This is a genomic window from Arthrobacter sp. UYCu712, from assembly GCF_040547005.1.
In the GTDB taxonomy this organism is placed as follows: Bacteria; Actinomycetota; Actinomycetes; order Actinomycetales; family Micrococcaceae; genus Arthrobacter.
The window spans coordinates 30,859-47,734 of record NZ_JBEPOZ010000026.1 but is presented as its reverse complement, the minus strand read 5'-3'; the positions used below and the strand labels follow the sequence as shown (position 1 = coordinate 47,734).

Sequence of the window (16,876 nt, the reverse complement as noted above, 5' to 3'; positions counted from 1 at the left end):
GTATGCGAAGGCCATCGAACTGGCGGGTAACTCCGCCGAAACGGCCACCCTGAAGCGCCGCCGGGACCAGTTGCGATCCTGAACCAGAGTTTCCGTCAGGCCGGGATGAATTCCATCCGCCAATTCGTCTCCCAGAATTTTCCGCCATCGTTGGAGAACGCTTGTTCCCATCGCGGGTTCTCGGTCGTTGAATTCCAGGTGAACCGCACGCGAATAGGGGTGCCGTTCAGATTATCCTCCGCGAAGAAGGTGCCAATGCCGGAATCGAATTTGCCGACGACGGGAGTGTCAAGGGTCCCGGGGTTGCGGCCGTCCAACCACCAGATAGACCACGTCCCGAGGTCTGGCGAGTACGACCTGATGGCGGTGGCCCGCGCATCGCCACCGGGGAATCTCAGGAGGTTGTCTTCAAGGTTTCCGAAACCGCCGAGCGTCTTGGAAGTCGACGACAGGCCAGTGAACTCGGTCCACTCGGTGCATGCCGCGAAGAGCTGGTTGAGTCGCTCGTGTCGCACGGTCCAGGTTCCGATGATGAAGTCGAAGTCGGTCGGGCTGTCCTTTAGGGCTTCTAGCGGCACTGATGCTCCTTTTGTGGGTAAACGTACGTTGGACATACTCCCACCACAGGGATGACTCCTTTCGCATCTTTGTGGGTGATTTCTGGCTTGTCAGAATTGAGAGCGTAGTTTCGGTCTGAATCCGCCGGATTCGAGGAGCGAACTGGCGATGTAGTTGGTGACGTTTCGAAAGCCGAAGGCGGATCCGCGGAGGCCCAACAGCAATTCTTTGAGGCAAGTGATGACCAGATCTCACGAGATCGTGGAAGGTGAGACTGTGCCTTCTGGTGCGGTGATAGCCCCCGTTGGGGTGCGGTCCGCTAGGGGGAGCTAGAAGATTGCTCTGAAATAGGCCAGTAAACGCAGCAGGGCGGCTTTTTCGGCAAACGTTCTAACTGACGGGTAAGTGGCCCCTCAGTCACGCACCTGAAACGGCCCATTTTCTGTGATGTGATGTGGAAATGGGTCCGTTCAGTGAGAATGTCAATCTGAATTGAGCCCACTTTGGCGGGAAATCGCAGCTTGACTTGAGCCATCTGGGCGCGGCTTTGTTGTCCACTCTCGAAATCCTTCGGGAATTGTGGGCGGTGATGGGCCGCCTGCACCAGAGAGACGCGGGGATGCGTGGGAGATGCCGCGGAGTCGCGTGTGCGGGACGGGGCCTCTTTGGTGGTTCGGGTGGGCGATCATGTTTCTGCAGGTGGGCCGCAGAGCATTGGACAAAAATAGTCTTTGCGTAGATAATCTCTGTATAGATTATCTACGCAGGGAGGCCACTCATGTGGGAGTACGAGAACAACATCGAGACCAGCGCCACACCCGAGGCGATCTGGGGACTCTGGGCCGACGTTGAGAATTGGGGCGCCTGGAACGCCGAGATCGAGAAGATTGAGATCAGCGGCCCGTTCGCGGCAGGCACGCAGATCGCGATGACGCCCCCGGGGGACGATCCGATACTCCTGGTCATCGCCGAGGCGGTCGAAAACGAACTATTCGTCGACGAGGCCCGCTTCGATGGCCTGCTTCTGCGCACCACCCACCGGATCGAGCGAATCGATCAGGACCGGATCCGTGTGGTGTACCGGCTGGAGATCACGGGTAGCGGCGCCGACGAAGCCGGCCCGCAGATTGGGCCGGGCATCACCGCCGACTGGCCCGACACGATGACTGCTTTGGTAAGGATGGCTCGCGGCTGATGCCCCTCAGCCCCGGCGACAGCCCCGGATTCCTGCTCTGGCACGCCACGCTGCGCTGGCAGCGCGACATCGCGGCAGCTCTTGCCCCGCTCGGTCTCACCCATGTGCAATTCGTGTTGCTCGCCTGCGCCTGGTGGCTCAACGCGCAGGGTGAGCATCCGAACCAGCTGGCCTTGGCCCGCCAAGCCGGCACCGACGTCAAGATGACCTCCCAGGTCTTACGCACGCTGGAAGACAAAGGACTCATCGAGCGTGAAGTCGACCCGGCCGACACCCGCGCCAAACGGCTGCACGTCACCGACGCCGGAGCCGACTTGGCGCCACGCGCAATTGCCGCCGTTGAGCTCGCCGACGCGCAGTTCTTCCGGCCGGTGCCCCTCAACGCCGTGGTAACTCTACTGAGTCGCCTGACCCATCCCGAACCTGAAACGCCCTCAACGACAACCGAGGGCGACGAACTGGCGATTCACTGGCCAGAACCGACCGATACACACCCTCATACCGACAAGAAAAGTCCTCCTAGGCGTCGGTGAGTTGTTGGTTCTTGGTGTGGGCGAGGCGGTAGGAGTCGGTCCCAGTTTCGATGATGGTGCCTTTGAACGTGAGCCTGTCCACGATCGCTGCGCAGAGGCGGGGGTCAGTGAAGGTCTTTGTCCACCCGGAGAACGATTCGTTGGTCGCGATGGCCACGGATGCTTTTTCTTCTCTCTCGGTGAGGACTTGGAAGAGGAGCTCGGCGCCGCGTTTGTCCAGTTCCATGTAGCCCAGTTCGTCGATGCAAAGTAAATCAACGCGGCCGTAGCGGGCGATGGTTTTGGCGAGCATCTTTTCGTCTTCGGCTTCGACGAGTTCGTTCACGAGCCGGGTCGCGAGGATGTATTTGACCCGGAAGCCTTTCTCGGCGGCTGCTGTGCCGAGTCCGATGAGTAGGTGTGATTTCCCGGTGCCGGAGTCCCCGATCAGACACAGGGGTTGGCCTTTGCGGATCCAGTCACCGGTGGCGAGGGTGTTGATCGTGGCCTGGTTGATGTTCGGGTTCGCCTCGTAGTCGAAATCGCCGAGCCACTTGTCACGGGGGAAGTTCGCTGACTTGACCCGTCGGATCGAGGAGCGGCGGTCCCGGTCATCACACTCCGCCAGCAAGAGCTCGGCCAGGAATCCCTGGTAGGAGAGCTGTTCCTTCCCGGCAACACCCAGGGCTTCGTCCAGGACTGCCCTGATGGTGGGCAGGCGCAGCCGGCGGCAGGCCTGGTCCACGGCAGCAACCGCTGCCTGTTCGGTCAGGCCGCGACGGCGGCGAAGACTCTGGGACACAACTACGGGTGCGGTCGGACTCATGAAACCTGCTCCTTGGATGGTGGGGTCGGGGATGGTTGGGTGCGGTGTTTGAGCAGATCGTCATAGCCGGCCACTGTAGGGAGCGGACGTTTGTCCGGAGGGAGACCGGCGATGACCGCTGCAGGGTCGGTGAGGCGGCGCTGGGTGAGACTGACAACGCGGTGCTCGAGAACATCGGCTTTTGCACCGGAACCGCAATCGGGCCGGACCCACCCCGTCTGTCGTTCGTTGGCCACGCGCCGGGCTTCAACGGCGACGACGTCCGCGCTGACCGCACCAACCTTCAGGGCCGCGGTGATCCCGGCAATGACGTCTTCTGCTTCCATGGCCCGGTGGAGGAGAAGCACGTCGATGAGTTCCCTGGTCGCTTCAGCATCGCCATCGGTCCTTCGTGCCGCCGCCCAGAAAGCGTCATGGGCCGGGGTGAACTTCCCGGATTCCCGGGCCTGGGCCAGCGCCGTGGACCCAGGCAACGCGCCAGGTTTTATTTTGAGTACTTCCAAATAGTGGTCCAGCTTCACACTTTGCCCGCCCCGGGCAACCGTCCTGGGATGGGCCGCGATCAGCACCCTTCCATCGAATACCCGCACCTCGGTAGCGCGCAGGGACACCCGGACTTTGCGGTTGATGAACCGCACCGGAACGGAGTACTTCGCGGAACGGACCGTCACGAGCGCGGAACGATCCACCCTGGGCGTGAGGATCAGGCCCGGATCGAAGTCCTCTGACGGCAACGGTGCCAGCAAGGGCTGTTCAACAGCGAAGTCCTGCCCGATAGTGCGCAGCCGCTGGGAGATCCGGCGCCGGTCCTCATCCTCGTCCCAGCCCCGCAGCTTCTCGTTCAGCTCGATCAAGGACTCCACGACAGGGACAGGAGTCAGGAAATTCCGCCGGAATCTTCCGACTTCACCCTCCACGCCGCCCTTTTCATGTGCGCCGGACAGTCCTGGTTCGCAGTAGAAAGCATCCAGCCCAAAGTGGGATTTGAACAACACCCATCGCTCGTTCTCGACGCGTTGACGGCCAGCACCATAGACAACCTTGGTCACCGCTGAGGTGAGGTTGTCGTACCGGATGTGCTTCCTCGGTACGCCGCCGATGGCGTTGAACGCTTCGATATGGCCTTCCAGAAATGCTTCCTGCCCGCAGGTCGGGTATACGCGATGGACAGATTTTCCAGAGTTGCTAAGCCGGAAAGCGAACATGTAGCACCGGGTCCTGACGCCGTCCAGATCCACCCACACGTCCCCGAAATCGACCTCGGCTTCAGCGCCGGGCGCGTGTTCCTGAGGAATGAACACTTCAACCGCTGCTTTCCCGGACTCGAACGCAATCTCTGCACGGCGGGCCTTCACATACTGGCGGACCGTCGAATACGAGATCACCGCCTGGTGCTCATCAACCAGACGGTCGAAAACACGCTGCGCGGTATGGCGTTGCTTCCGTGGGGCATCGAGATCCACGATGAGCATGTCATCAATGACGGACCTGAAACGGTCCAGCTTCGGAGCCGCGCGGGCATGGACTCTTCGGGTTGGTGGTTCAGCCGCAGCGAGGGCCTGACGGACAGTCCTGCGAGAAACCCGGTATTCCTTGCCCAGCGCCCGGATTGATGATCCATGGACCCGGGCGTCCCTCCGGATCCTGGCAAATAGCTCCACCCTCAACTCCATCACTGCCTTCCACTGTTGGAAAAACAACCTTGATGAAATCAACGGTGGGGCGGGCTCAAGTCAAACTGCGATTCATCGACCGGCGAGCCGCCAAGTGGGCTCCAACCAAACTGCAGAAGTGGTCTCCAAACAAACTGCCATAATCACCCGTAAGATCGCGGGAGCAAGATCCCATCAGCCGTCGGCGTGGGCAAAAAGCCATTCTGGGGGAAAAATGCAGCAGCGGCCAATCGTACGTACAGTTCAGTATTGGCGGTTGGTGGACAACCACACCCGGACCCCAGTCAAGGAACAAGACGGGAGCGCAGTGCTGAAACAGGCGTACGGCGCCCCCATCACGCACCGTGAGTATGTCAACCTGATTCAGGACCACTGAGACGGCCTGATCCAGGACCACCCCGTCCTTGCTGACCAGCTCCCAACACGCTTAAGGCCACGGTTGATTTCCCCGCCGGAACAGCCACCTCGTGGACCTCCGTGCAGACATCCGTAGTGAACTCCGCCCCGTAGAGAAGCGCTCGGGTCCGGTGCTGCGCTCTTCTGTTGGCCAGCGGGCCCTGTTTCTTGCGGGTTTTTACCGCCTAGGGCATGAGTGCTTCTTCGTCGGAAAGTTGGTGGACTTCTATACGGGCGTCTCTGAACCTCGAGAACAGCAGTACGAGGGAGGCCAGTAGGAGGAAGGCGGCGGCGGCCCAGAGCGCCGTATCGGTACCCGCGACGGTGGCTATGACGCCGCCCAAGGGGGCTCCGATGACGATCATTCCCCGGTTCAGCGAACGCCTCGTGGCACTCATGCGGGCTATGAGCCTGTCCGGCGTCACAGCCTGCTGGTAGCCCATTTCCAGTGGCCCTTCGACTCCCATGGCCATGCCGAATAGCAGCTGCCCGGAGCCGGCCAGGGCAAACGCGGCCCACAACTCTCCCGGCCAGTGCAGCGGCGAACCGTAAATCTCTCCAGTGCGTTCCCCGCCGGCGGCGAGGGGCGCCAGCGCCACCAAGGCGATAGCAAGGGGTTGGGCCAGGCGCGCCGCAACCATGGCGTTGCCCGTACCCCATCGGTGCCCGAGCCGGGTGGACAGTGTGGTGCCGACGACGGCCCCGATTCCGGAACACCCCATCACCAAACCCAACCCCAAGGCACCCAAACGAAGGTCATTCAGAATCACGGTCGGCAAGACAGCCCCGAGGATGGCGGAACCGATGAACCATATGTGGGTACTCCACGCCAAGGGCGCCAGATGGGAATGGCCATAAACCCACCGCAGACCCTCCCCGACCTTGTGGCGAAGTCGTTGTTTGCTTCGAACTGGCGCCTGGCCGGATGGCCGTCCCAAGGTAAAGAGAACGGATGCCGAGAAAAAATACGACACGGCATCCACAAGAAGAGCCACAGGGGCTGTCACCACTGCAACAAGACCACCGGCTACGGCGCTTCCCGTAGTTTGGGCCACGGTGTCGCTTTGCTGGAGCCGGGCGTTCGCCTTGGTCAGCAGGGATCTGGGGACCAGCTGGGGGAGGAAGCTCTGATACGCGGCGTCACTGGTCAGCGCGAGGGTTCCAAAGGCGAACATGAGGATTAGCAACGTCGGAACCGAGAGGGCCCCTGTCACTGCCGTGACGCATACGCCGGTGAGGATCAGGCCACGACCGAGGTCTCCGCCGATGAGTATCGTTCGGCGGGGGAAGCGGTCGATCCAGACTCCGGCAACCAGCCCGAATAGTAGATATGGGGTCCACCTGGCAGCATTGACCAGCCCCTGGTCCAACGGCGTGCCGTTCATCGTCACCAAAATCAGAACGGATAAAGCCAAGGTAGTTATATAGGTGCCGAAATCGGACACCGTCGAGGCCAACCAGAATCTGACAAAGGCCGGATAGCGGCGAAGCTTCGGCTCCATTGCGGAAGAGCCGTTGGCAGAGATTCCCACGTTTCCCCCAATCCTCTCGTAGGCATAGAGCCTAGCGTGACGTAGGGCACAGGCAGTTGCGGGGCCGCAGGCGTAGTCGTCCCCTGATTAGCTGATGGGTGTTTGGCGCTCGCTCAGCGGGTGTTGGCGAGGGTGCGCATGAGGGTGACGTCCCGGGTCCTCGCGGCGCGCCGGACGAGCGAGACCGCCATGATCGGGGCGAAGTTGCAGCACCAACGCCACAGCCGGTCGGCGTCGATTGGATTAGCAATATCAGCGAGCTGACGGCACCGGCGGCGGATGGCCGCTTCGCTACCGGCTCCAGTCATGGCGAGGTCGGTGAGGTCCATCGCTGGATCGCCGATGCACGGGCGAGGGTCGATCGCGACAATTCGGCTGCCGTTACCCGTCCGCAGAATGTTGCCGGGATGAAGATCGCCGTGAAGAAGCGAATCCCCTTCAGTTGCCATATCCAACGCAGCCTCGCGACACCGGCGCCAAACTGTCGCATCGATCGGGGACTCCCGGAGAGTACGCCTGCGTCGATCCCACAACTCGAACACGAACTCCACGCGCTCATGGGCGCGAGGAATATCAGCGGGCAGTGTCCCGCGCGGTAGGTAGAGGTCGCCGATGAGGCCGGCAACATCGGCGATGCCCGATGCATCGGCGGCCAGCTCGGTGGACTCGGGCAGCCATTCGAGCAGGATCGCACTACGGGCGGCATCCGCATCCACCAGGTCGACGACGGCGGGGGCGTCCGTCCAGTACGTCAGCGCAGCCGCCTCTTGCTCCGTGACCGACCGGTCAGGGGAGAGCTTGAGTGCGTACTGGGTTCTTCCCGTGATCGAAACGCACTCGACAACGGCGCCCGTCCCGCCCGCACGGACAGCCTGAGGCTCGAGCGCCCACTTCTGACACAGCTCCCCAACAAGCGCTCCGAAGTCGTCGATCCAGGCCGCAGCCGAGGGGCCGAATCGATCGAGAAGTCGGTCACGGGCATCATTAGGCAACGCAACCGGGGTCATGAGGCGATGTTAACTGCTGCGGCGCCACCATTGCGAAGGCGCCCCGGTCAGGCATTCCTCAGCCGGTGCCGATTGGCCCGAACCATTGAATCCGGCCGTCGATGGCGCCCACGCGGACGAGTTACACATGGATATCAACGGCGGCGTCAATGCCGAGCTTTGCAGCGTTCCTAGACCGGGCTTGTCAGTGATTCGTCTTGGCCGGAGTCAGCCAACGTGACCCCAGCGACAGACCAGTTCTCCCTTGACAGTTCTTGGAGGGTGACCCTGATGGTGTCCGGCCGTATTTCCATAACGCGCGCATACGTCGCCGTAAGTTCGGCGAGCAGCTGGCGTTTCTTGGCTGTCGAGGACGGGCTGGCGTTAGAGACCTGGATGAGGGGCATGGTTTAGTCTTGCATTGAGCGCTCCCCCCTCCCACAGCCTTCCTATGTGGTTCCTGGAGGCCTTTGCGAAATGTGGACGGTAATTCTCTGCGTCGAGATGAATCGCTGTTCCATCAGAGGGTGAATGGCAGCCAAGACATTTCTCATGCTTTGGTACTGAACGTGGACTGCGCCAGTCTTGAGTAGAGGTTCTAGGTGAGCGACCCGATTTCGCAGCAGGTGGATCCCGGCGACATCCTTGGTAACGGCGTCTTCTGCGCGGGCGTTGTGGGGGAATGCGTCGGCTAGAGCGTCTTTCCACAGCAGTTTTCGCCCCGGCGTCTTGTCCGGCAGCAGGAATCTCCATGTCCCGAAGCTCATCTGCGCAAGAATGTCGGCGTGCCCCATCTGTGCCGCACGCCTTTTGGTTGCCTTTTCTGCTCGTCCAGTGGCTTCTCGGATGTCTTTGCCTTGCTGCGTGAGCTTGTACAGCAGGGGAGAGGGGTCTGTGAGCCAGTCCCGGCCGTGCATTCCTCCGGAAGGATTGATCTGCGTTGCGTTCCAGACGCTTAGCTGAGCATCGATCGCATTTCGGAGAACGACCTCGAAGAAGTGCAGGGATTCATACACCGCCCCGGACAATCCGATGTTCCAGTGGTAGAGCTGGATCGCCTGTTTCCGGTTGCCGCCCGTGGCGGCGAGATAGGGCCCGAGGCGCGGCGTCGAAATGTACCCGCGAAAGACTTCCCATTCCGGCGATTTGGGTTGGGGTTGCGGGTGTGAAGGCATCTCCGTAGACTACTGGAGAAGGCGGGGACAAGTTCTCCGTTCATAGTTTTACCCTGAGGCCTGACGATTGAGCATCGTCGGGCCTTTGGCATTTTGCGGCATCGTCATTACAACGGAGCTCAGGTCGCGTCGGCGGTTCTGACGCGGATGCGCTCCCTGACTATTGGTTCCATAGCCCGGGCTGTACATCACCAGGTCGGCTCGTCCGGCTGCTCCGCCGAAAGCCTGCCGACAAGGCTGGAACGTCGCCCTGGGTGCGCTTTAGAGCTGGAACCAATACCGCCAGGCGGAGTCGTCCGCGGCGGCTCCGTGTTGGGCCGGGGAACCGCGCTGACTCTGGATCGTCCGGGCGGAGGCAATGTTCCCGGCCTCGCAAATGACGAGCACGCGATCCAGGGGCTTGAGGACCAATGCTCGGGAATGTCACGCTAAGCCGGTGGGCCAGGTCGCGGTTGGTGACCGGCCATCGCCATCGCCTCCAACGAATCCTTCTCCGGATGGACCAAAACCTTCACCGACCCACGCTTGTGCGCCGCGATCGTTGACCGTCTGACCTTCAATGGCACGATCATCGAAACCGTCACCGATTCATACCGGCTCGCTGCCACACTGGCCCGACAGACAGTCCGATAGGAGGTTGCCTAGAAGCCCTGCAAGTCTCCGGATTCACAGCCGGGCAGCCATGGGTTCAGGCGGAGCAGGTCAGATTCGTCCGTGGCCAAACGCATGCCTTTAACGGCAGAACGGGGGCCTGACAAATGTCAGGCCCCCGGTCTGATCTGACCGCTCACGATGGAGTTGGCTTGTGGGCCAACGTTGGATCAGCCCACGGTCAGGCGCTACGCGATTTGGACGATGTAAACGCTGACCAGAACCGAGAATCGGTAGCACGTAGTGAGCGGGTTAACTGGACCTCGCCATGGGCTCCAGTAGTAGGCATTGCTCACCGTGGCGTAGTAGGTGCGGCCCATGTTGTTGCCGGGGCAAAGCTGCGACACTGCGTTGATGTAAGTGTTGGTGGACCCCGCATATGCGTAGCAGTACTGAGAGCCATCCGAACGGAGCACGCCGTAGAACTCTGTGCTGAGCGAGCAGTTGGCCTCAACAATCATGGGCTTTGGTGCAAGCTCGGCTTCGCGCTGGAGCTTCTTAATTTCCGCCGGAGTTTTTTCGGGAAAGTACTGCCGTATTTCCTTTACGGTTTTGCCGGCAGCGATCATGCGGTCGATAGGCATGAGCTCACGGACTTCGGCATCAGTGAGCTTGATGCTGTTCGACGGGTCAATAATTTCTTCGGCAATGACCTGTGTGGTTTCGCTAACGACGCGTCCTGGACTTGCAACAGCCCCTGTGGACCCAGCCCCCAGAGCCAGAGCCAGCAAAGCGACAACGGTTCCGGTCCGCAATCCCCATTTTTTCATTTCTATTCCCCCAATATTTTTTTGATGTCAAAACTTTGCCGCATACGGCAGTCAGATTAATTACACAGAGCAAAGTATCAGCCCGCCGATGGGGCGAGCTGATGTCTAAAATGGATTCTTCTCTAGGAAGATGGAACGCTTTTCTACTTACCCTGGGGCGAGTACTCCGGATAGTAGCGTCGGATCTCCTCGACGGTCTTGCCAGCTTTGACCATTCGCTCTACCGGCATCAGTGCCCGCACTTCATCGTCGCTTGAGCGGACGCTGTTCCATGGGCCTATCGTCTTGAAGCAGAAGTCATTCGGATCGTTCAACTTGGCCGGGTCGTAGCATTCAGGGTGATCTGAGCCCACTTCGGACGTCACCGCCGGCGAATTATCCTTCGAAGGGTGCTCCGCGGAAGCGTAAGCCGCGGCTGCGCCGAGGCTCAGCGTCGCCGCGAGCCCAATACTCAGACCGACGAGCTTCGTGTTCTTAGTCATCATTCCCCCAATACATCGATAACCTACCTCGAAATAGCGAACCTACCATCCCGGAGCAAGGGCGTCCATTGCCGTAATTCACTCGTGATGTTTCGCCGAGGTGAATGGCGCACCTAATGCATCGATTCACCGGGCCGAGTAGGACGATCATGGCCACGACATATTACCCACAGTCGTACGTGACCTCGCGAACAACTCCACTCTTGACCCCATCCCGGCTCTCCTGCACTTGACCCCGATATTGATGGGATCAACGCTCACAGGTGGGTGCCATTCAAGCCGTCATTAGGTCCGGTATGTCGCTCAGGTGGGTACCGTTCGGGGCGTCCTAGTGGGCGCCGATCAAAGTTGACACATTCAACCGGTGCACAATCGGCAAGAGCAAGTAGTGCGGAAATCGAAGCGCCACACGGACCGGTTTCCGGTACGCTCGGCGGCACATGGCAGTGATGGAACCAATCCGGGGGAACGGACACTATCAGGTATGAGCACCGACGAAGAGCTGTGGCGAAGGGCAATTGAGGGGGATTCCCTGGCGTTCGGGGAGATCTTCGACCGGCACCACCTGCGCGTCCTCAGACACAGCTTCCGTGTCCTGGGCGTCAAGGAAGACGCTGAAGACGTCACCGCGATAGTTTTCCTGGAGGCATGGAGGCGACGGCGTCACGTCCGTATCGTCAACGGCTCACTGATCGCCTGGCTACTCGTGGTCGCCCACAACACCATCAGCAATTCGATGCGCTCCCGGCGCCGCTACCAGCAGATGTTGGCGCGGCTGCCCGAGGGAACACATGAAACGGACCCGGCCGACGACATCACGGACCGGCTTGCGAGGGCCCAGTCGGCCGCCGCCGTACGTTCCGCCTTTCATGGTCTTCGACGTCAGGACCAGGAGATTCTGACCCTGTGCGTGCTTGAGGGGTTCTCAATGGCTGACGCCGGTCAAGCGCTGGACATCCCCGCCGGCACCGTGAAGTCCCGCCTCAGCCGGGCAAAAGCAAAGCTCGCGGAGAAGATGACCTCCCTCCCCCACAATGCAGACCTTGCAAGGAGCACACCATGAGCTCAGAAGTTCAGTTTGATGAAAAGCGTCGGCGCGTGGTCAGGGGCCTCCTGGTGGCAACCGTCAGGAAAGACACGGCCCAGCCAAGGAAGCGTCGCATGTTCGCGATCGGTCTGATCACAGCAGGGTCCTTGGCGTTGGGGACCGGAGCTTTCGCAACTGCCGGCCAACTCGGCTGGATTGCGCTGCCGTGCACCAGCCAGGAGGCATGCTCACCCTCCTACGCGCCGGTCCCGTCATGGCCGGTCAATGACAGCGGGCAGACCTACGGCGTGCAGGGTGACAGCCCGGTGGCTCCGGTCCTCGTGCGCGTCATGGCGACGAACGGCAAGGAAGGCTATGCGTTCTCTATGGAGTTGCAGGGCCCCCAGCCAACCAGCCCGGAGGACGCAGCAAAGAATTTCTCCACCCCGAGACCAAACCGGCAGGTTCCGGTTTACCTCAGCGACGGGAAAACGCAAATCGGAGTTTTTCAAGCCGGATAAAATAAACTCGATTTAGGTATTGCCAGAACACCTCCTGTTTCGATACATTCTCCACACCACACTGGTGGTCATGTCGAAACATGGGGGGAATTTGAAAATATCCATCAAATTCGCGCTGCCGCTTTTATCTGCATTCATTGTCGGATTCCTCGGCCTGCTCGGCGTCGGCGCCGCGCAGGCCGCGACGGGCAGCGCAGGCTACTACGGTCCCATCAGCGGCTACAGCTACAACAACTGGTCAGAGGTCTACGCCAGCAGCCGCACCTATGCGGTCGCAAGGGTCCGGACCACCGCTTCATCCGTTCCGGCGGGGTACATGTCGGCCAATGCGCGGCTGTTCCTCTCCAATGGGACTCTGTGCAGGGAAACAGGTCATGTTTACACAGGAGGAGCAGCTAAAGAGTTCTCCCTAGGTACGAACTATTCCGGTTGCGCTCTTCCCTCCGCCTATTACGGATGGTCCGTGACCGGTGCGTGGAATGGCGGCGGATATAACTACTACTACGCACCCCAGAGCCCCTGGGTAAACGGCGTTTAGGGGGAAATGTCATGAAAAAGAATGTGAAGAATCTTTCACTTGGCGCCGCGCTCGTCGCCTCACTGGCATTGGGAGGTACCGCAGCTTTTGCAGCCCAAGACGCCCTTCTGGTTCAGGTTCCTGGCACCGGATCACCGGTCGCACCGGAGTTCGCCCGCAATGCAGCTGGCCTTACCTACGGGTCGGCAGCCAAGGCTGTTTCTCCAGAGACGGAACCTGACCTCATCCAGGCACAGGGAGAGGGCGGGGTTGAGGGCTACGTTTTCAAGCGTGACCTCGACTACCAGCCGACGTTCAAGAGCCCTGCAGAGGCCGCTGAGTGGCAGAACGCGAACGCCGGCAAGCATGTTGCCATCGGGCTCTACGATTCCTCGGGGACAAAGCGCGTGGGCACCTTTGTGATTACACCTCCGACACAGGAGGAGATCGACAAGGCCCAGCGCTAGCCGGTGCCGACGGCCGCCCGGACAAAGGAGCCGTCCCGACGGCATTGATTTATGGATCGAGATAGCGCCCACTGACGAGTGGGCGCTATCTTTCCGTCAGACGCCAAGGGGCGACGTGTCCTGGGAGCCGGCAGCGACAGCCTTCATCACGGCGCCGATGGCGCACGGAAGGGCATCCTTGGAACTGACACGGCTCACCGGCCGCCCACGCCGGTGCATATGCAGCCCAGCTGCCCATCCGCAATCGTGACCCCCGCAGATCTATCCAGGGAACCACACGTGGACCAGAGGACCATTCGGGCATACTTGCGCCGAACGTACGACACCTTAATGCCTTCCGGGCTGGAGGACAGCCCGCGAGATGAAATCGGACCAGCTTCAGTCCATCTCCTGGCCGCTGGTGCCTGTGAAGGCGGCGCTAAGCCGATCCCTAGTGGTAACGATGGTTGCCTCGGTTCGTTGAGCCTGTATGGCTAAACATAAATATTTGACTGCGGCCGAGGAGGCCTCGTACGGGAGATTCGAGGCGCAGGCCCCGGAACAGGCGGTGTTGGAGCGGTTTTTCTTCCTGGACGACGCCGATCTGGACCTCGTCGCGCAACGGCGCGGTGATCGCAACCGGCTCGGGTTCAGTCTCCAGCTGGTGACCGTCCGACACCTGGGCACGTTTCTGGAGGACCCCCTCGACGTACCGACCACGGTGGTGGATTATGTGGCCGGACAAGTCGGGGTGGCGGATCCGTCGTGCGTGAAGGGGTACTTGGAGCGGCGGCCGACGCGGTTTGAGCATCAGGCGGAGATCGCCGAGGTATACGGTTATGTCTCCTACGCCTCGGCGGAGGCGGAGTTGATCGACTGGTTGGACGGGCAGGCGTGGACGACCGGTGATCAGCCGGGGCCGCTGTTCTACGCGGCGGTGGGATGGTTACGTGCGCGGAGAGTGCTGCTGCCGGGGGTCACGACGTTACGGGACGAAGTGGCCAGTGTCCGTAAGAAGGCGGAGACCAGGCTATACGCCGCCCTGGCGCGGGCGGTGACCGGCGGGCAGGCCCTTGAGCTGGAGAAACTGCTGCAGGTGCCCGAGCGTAGCCGTTGGTCGCAGTTGGAGATGTGGCGCAAGGCGGGGAAGAACACGACCGGGCGCGGCATGGTCATGGCGCTGAACCGGGTATCGGAGATCGCCGGGCTGCACCTGGGCGAGGTGGATGTGGCCGGGGTGCCCAAGCGGCGGTTGATTGCCCTGGCGAAGGAGGGCAGGAACGAGACGGCGACCAAGCTTGACCGGTTGCCGTACGAGAAGAAGATCGCCACGCTGCTGGCCACGGTGCGGTGGCTGGAAGTTAGCGCCACCGACGACGCCCTGGAACTGTTCGACGTATTCATGTCCAACGAGCTGATCGGGCGGGCAAACAAGGCCGCGGAGAAGGCCGCGCTAAAGCGGGCGCCGGTGGTCGCCCGGCACGCCCGGGTACTCAAGGCGGTGGTGGAACTTCTGCTCGAGGCCGAGGGGGCGAGTGAGGAGATTCCGTTGGGCCTGATGTGGGCGATGATCGAGCACCAGGTGGGCTCCCGGGCGCAGATCGCCGCGGCGGTGGAGGGAATCCAAGAGATCATCCCGCCGCCGCAGGCCGAACCGGAGGGGCAATGGCGGGAGGCGGTCGTTGAGCGGTACGCCACCGTACGCGGCTTCGCCAAGGTGCTATGCGAGGTAGTCGGGTTCGCGGCGACCGCCGACGCACACAAGATCCTTGCGGCGATGCAGGAGCTGGCGCATCTGCTGGACCTGCGGGAGACGGTGAAGGTGCCCAAAGGGTACCTCGATGCCCGCAAGGTCGACCTGTCGGTGGTGCCGAAGGGCTGGTGGCAGAAGCTGGTGTTCCCCGCCGGCAGACCCGAGGAAACGGTGGACCGCAACGCCTACGTATTCTGCGTTCTGGAGCAGTTCCACACCGCGCTCAAGCACCGCGACATCTTCGCGGCCACCTCAGACCGCTGGTCAGATCCCCGGGCCCGGCTACTGTCGGGCCCGGCGTGGGAGAACGCGAAGGGCCCGGCGCTGGGCGCGTTGCTGCTGCCGGAGCAGCCCGACTCACTGCTCGCCGAGCATGCCGGGACCTTGGACGCAGCATGGCGAACGGTGTCCGGCGGGATGACCGCCGGCGGGGACATCACCGTGGACACCGACGGCCGGATGCACCTCGGCAAGGACGACGCCCTGGAGGAGCCGCCCAGCCTGAAAGACCTGCGTACCCGTGTAGCGGGCATGATCCCGCGCGTGGATCTGTCCGAACTGGTGCTCGAGGTGATGGGCTGGCACCCGGACTTCACCGCCTCCTTCACCTCCGCAGCCGGCGGGTCCTCCCGGCTGACCGACCTGCACGTCTCGGTCGCCGCGCTGCTGACCGCGCACGCGCTCAACATCGGGTTCGGACCGGTGATCGCCGACGCTCCGGCGCTGACCCGGGACCGGCTCTCCCACGTCGACCAGCACTACATCGGCTCGGACTCCTACGCCGCAGCCAACGCGGTGCTCATCGATGCCCAGGGCGCCAGCGACCTGGCGCAGGCGTGGGGCGGCGGGTTGGTCGCCGCCGTCGACGGGATGCGGTTCATCGTGCCGGTCCGCTCCGTCGACGCCCGCCCAAACCCGAAGTACTTCCACCGAAAGAAGGGTGTGACCTGGCTGAACATGATCTCCGATCAGTCCGTCGGGCTGGCGGCCAAGGTGGTGTCGGGCACGCCGAAGGACACCCTTCACTTCGTGGACCTGCTCTACAACCCAGACGGCGGCCAGCGGCCCGAGGTGCTGATCACCGACCAGGGTTCCTACTCCGACATCGTGTTCGGACTGGTCACCTTGCTGGGGTTCGACTACCGGCCGGTTTTCGCTGATCTGCCCGATGCCAAGCTGTGGCGGATCAACCGGTCAGCCGACTACGGCCGGCTCGACAGGGCAGCCCGGGGAAAGATCGACGTTGAGAAGGTCCGCCGGCACTGGCCGGACATCTGCCGGATCGCCGCTTCGATCCACACCCGCGAGGTCTCCGCCCACGATGTCATCCGCATCCTGCAACGCGACGGACGTCCGACCGATCCGGGCGAGGCGGTGGCTAACTACGGCCGGATCTTCAAAACCCTGCACGTCCTCACCTTCGTCGATGACCCGGCCTACCGCCGGGAGATGAAAGCGATGCGCAACCTCCAGGAGGGCCGCCACGCCCTGGCCAGACACATCTTCCACGGCCGCGAGGGCAAGCTCCACCAGGCGTACCGTGACGGGCAGGAAGACCAACTCGGCGCCCTGGGCCTTGTCATAAATTGTGTGACGTTGTGGAACACGGTCTACCTCGACCACGCCCTGACCGCGCTGCGGGAACAGGGCTACCCGGTGCTTGATGCCGATGTCGTCCGTCTGTCGGCGTACGTGCGCCGGCACATCAACGTCCACGGTCACTACTCCTTCCAACTTCCGGACCTCGCCGGCGGCCGGCGCACGCTGCGCGATCCAGACCACCGCGACAGCAACGAGGAGTAAGAAGAGCCTGAGAGGCAACGGAACGCAACCGGCATTAAGGGGTGTCGGAAAAC

The 16,876-nt window shown here is 61.8% G+C and carries 16 protein-coding genes and 1 pseudogene; 8 read left to right on the top strand and 9 right to left on the bottom strand.

The window, feature by feature from the left end:
- Positions 1 to 95 precede the first annotated feature (95 nt).
- A complete protein-coding gene (locus tag ABIB51_RS19540; protein ID WP_354191018.1) occupies positions 96 to 578 on the bottom strand; it encodes a hypothetical protein in 483 nt (160 codons plus the stop codon).
- 758 nt (positions 579 to 1,336) lie between these two features.
- Between ABIB51_RS19540 and ABIB51_RS19535 the strand changes: the two genes are divergently transcribed.
- Both ABIB51_RS19535 and ABIB51_RS19530 read left to right on the top strand, forming a co-directional pair.
- Positions 1,337 to 1,753, top strand: a complete 417-nt coding sequence (locus ABIB51_RS19535; RefSeq protein WP_354191017.1) for an SRPBCC family protein — start codon at positions 1,337 to 1,339, stop codon at positions 1,751 to 1,753.
- Positions 1,753 to 2,286, top strand: a complete 534-nt coding sequence (locus ABIB51_RS19530) for a MarR family winged helix-turn-helix transcriptional regulator (protein WP_354191016.1) — start codon at positions 1,753 to 1,755, stop codon at positions 2,284 to 2,286. The genes ABIB51_RS19535 and ABIB51_RS19530 overlap by 1 nt, the downstream gene beginning before the upstream one ends.
- On the opposite strand, the gene istB is transcribed toward ABIB51_RS19530, so the two are convergent.
- The 6 genes from istB to ABIB51_RS19500 all read right to left on the bottom strand — a co-directional run bounded on the left by istB (position 2,273) and on the right by ABIB51_RS19500 (position 8,853).
- Positions 2,273 to 3,091, bottom strand: a complete 819-nt coding sequence (gene istB, locus ABIB51_RS19525) for an IS21-like element helper ATPase IstB (protein ID WP_354191015.1) — start codon at positions 3,089 to 3,091, stop codon at positions 2,273 to 2,275. The genes ABIB51_RS19530 and istB overlap by 14 nt on opposite strands.
- Positions 3,088 to 4,764 (bottom strand): IS21 family transposase, encoded by a 1,677-nt coding sequence (gene istA, locus ABIB51_RS19520; RefSeq protein WP_354191033.1) that lies wholly within the window; start codon positions 4,762 to 4,764, stop codon positions 3,088 to 3,090. Before istA ends, istB begins: the two co-directional genes overlap by 4 nt.
- A 581-nt stretch (positions 4,765 to 5,345) precedes the next feature.
- The gene (locus ABIB51_RS19515) at positions 5,346 to 6,692 is read right to left on the bottom strand and encodes an MFS transporter (protein WP_354191014.1); all 1,347 of its coding nucleotides are present in this window, start codon (positions 6,690 to 6,692) and stop codon (positions 5,346 to 5,348) included.
- 113 nt (positions 6,693 to 6,805) lie between these two features.
- Complete coding sequence (locus tag ABIB51_RS19510; protein ID WP_354191013.1) at positions 6,806 to 7,699, bottom strand: aminoglycoside phosphotransferase family protein; 894 nt, start codon at positions 7,697 to 7,699, stop codon at positions 6,806 to 6,808.
- Between the two features lie 170 nt (positions 7,700 to 7,869).
- Positions 7,870 to 8,085: a tautomerase family protein gene (locus tag ABIB51_RS19505; protein WP_354191012.1), complete on the bottom strand. Its 216-nt coding sequence runs from the start codon at positions 8,083 to 8,085 to the stop codon at positions 7,870 to 7,872.
- 42 nt (positions 8,086 to 8,127) lie between these two features.
- Complete coding sequence (locus ABIB51_RS19500; RefSeq protein ID WP_354191011.1) at positions 8,128 to 8,853, bottom strand: hypothetical protein; 726 nt, start codon at positions 8,851 to 8,853, stop codon at positions 8,128 to 8,130.
- Positions 8,854 to 9,315: 462 nt separating this feature from the next.
- Between ABIB51_RS19500 and ABIB51_RS19495 the strand changes: the two are divergent.
- A pseudogene (locus tag ABIB51_RS19495) lies at positions 9,316 to 9,486 on the top strand (ATP-binding protein); the annotation flags it as partial.
- Positions 9,487 to 9,692: 206 nt separating this feature from the next.
- Here ABIB51_RS19495 and ABIB51_RS19490 read toward each other — a convergent pair.
- Positions 9,693 to 10,274, bottom strand: coding sequence for a hypothetical protein (locus ABIB51_RS19490; RefSeq protein WP_354191010.1), 582 nt, complete (start codon positions 10,272 to 10,274; stop codon positions 9,693 to 9,695).
- Between the two features lie 143 nt (positions 10,275 to 10,417).
- Positions 10,418 to 10,759 (bottom strand): hypothetical protein, encoded by a 342-nt coding sequence (locus tag ABIB51_RS19485; protein ID WP_354191009.1) that lies wholly within the window; start codon positions 10,757 to 10,759, stop codon positions 10,418 to 10,420.
- 481 nt (positions 10,760 to 11,240) lie between these two features.
- Between ABIB51_RS19485 and ABIB51_RS19480 the strand changes: the two genes are divergently transcribed.
- The 5 genes from ABIB51_RS19480 (at position 11,241) to ABIB51_RS19460 (ending at position 16,823) form a co-directional block, all read left to right on the top strand.
- Positions 11,241 to 11,819: an RNA polymerase sigma factor gene (locus tag ABIB51_RS19480; RefSeq protein WP_354191007.1), complete on the top strand. Its 579-nt coding sequence runs from the start codon at positions 11,241 to 11,243 to the stop codon at positions 11,817 to 11,819.
- On the top strand, positions 11,816 to 12,304 hold the full coding sequence (locus tag ABIB51_RS19475; protein WP_354191006.1) for a hypothetical protein: 489 nt from the start codon (positions 11,816 to 11,818) through the stop codon (positions 12,302 to 12,304). Before ABIB51_RS19480 ends, ABIB51_RS19475 begins: the two co-directional genes overlap by 4 nt.
- A 19-nt stretch (positions 12,305 to 12,323) precedes the next feature.
- A complete protein-coding gene (locus ABIB51_RS19470; RefSeq protein ID WP_354191004.1) occupies positions 12,324 to 12,842 on the top strand; it encodes a hypothetical protein in 519 nt (172 codons plus the stop codon).
- Between the two features lie 11 nt (positions 12,843 to 12,853).
- A complete protein-coding gene (locus ABIB51_RS19465) occupies positions 12,854 to 13,288 on the top strand; it encodes a hypothetical protein (protein ID WP_354191002.1) in 435 nt (144 codons plus the stop codon).
- A 487-nt stretch (positions 13,289 to 13,775) separates the two neighbouring features.
- The gene (locus tag ABIB51_RS19460) at positions 13,776 to 16,823 is read left to right on the top strand and encodes a Tn3 family transposase (RefSeq protein ID WP_354191000.1); all 3,048 of its coding nucleotides are present in this window, start codon (positions 13,776 to 13,778) and stop codon (positions 16,821 to 16,823) included.
- Positions 16,824 to 16,876: the final 53 nt, after the last annotated feature.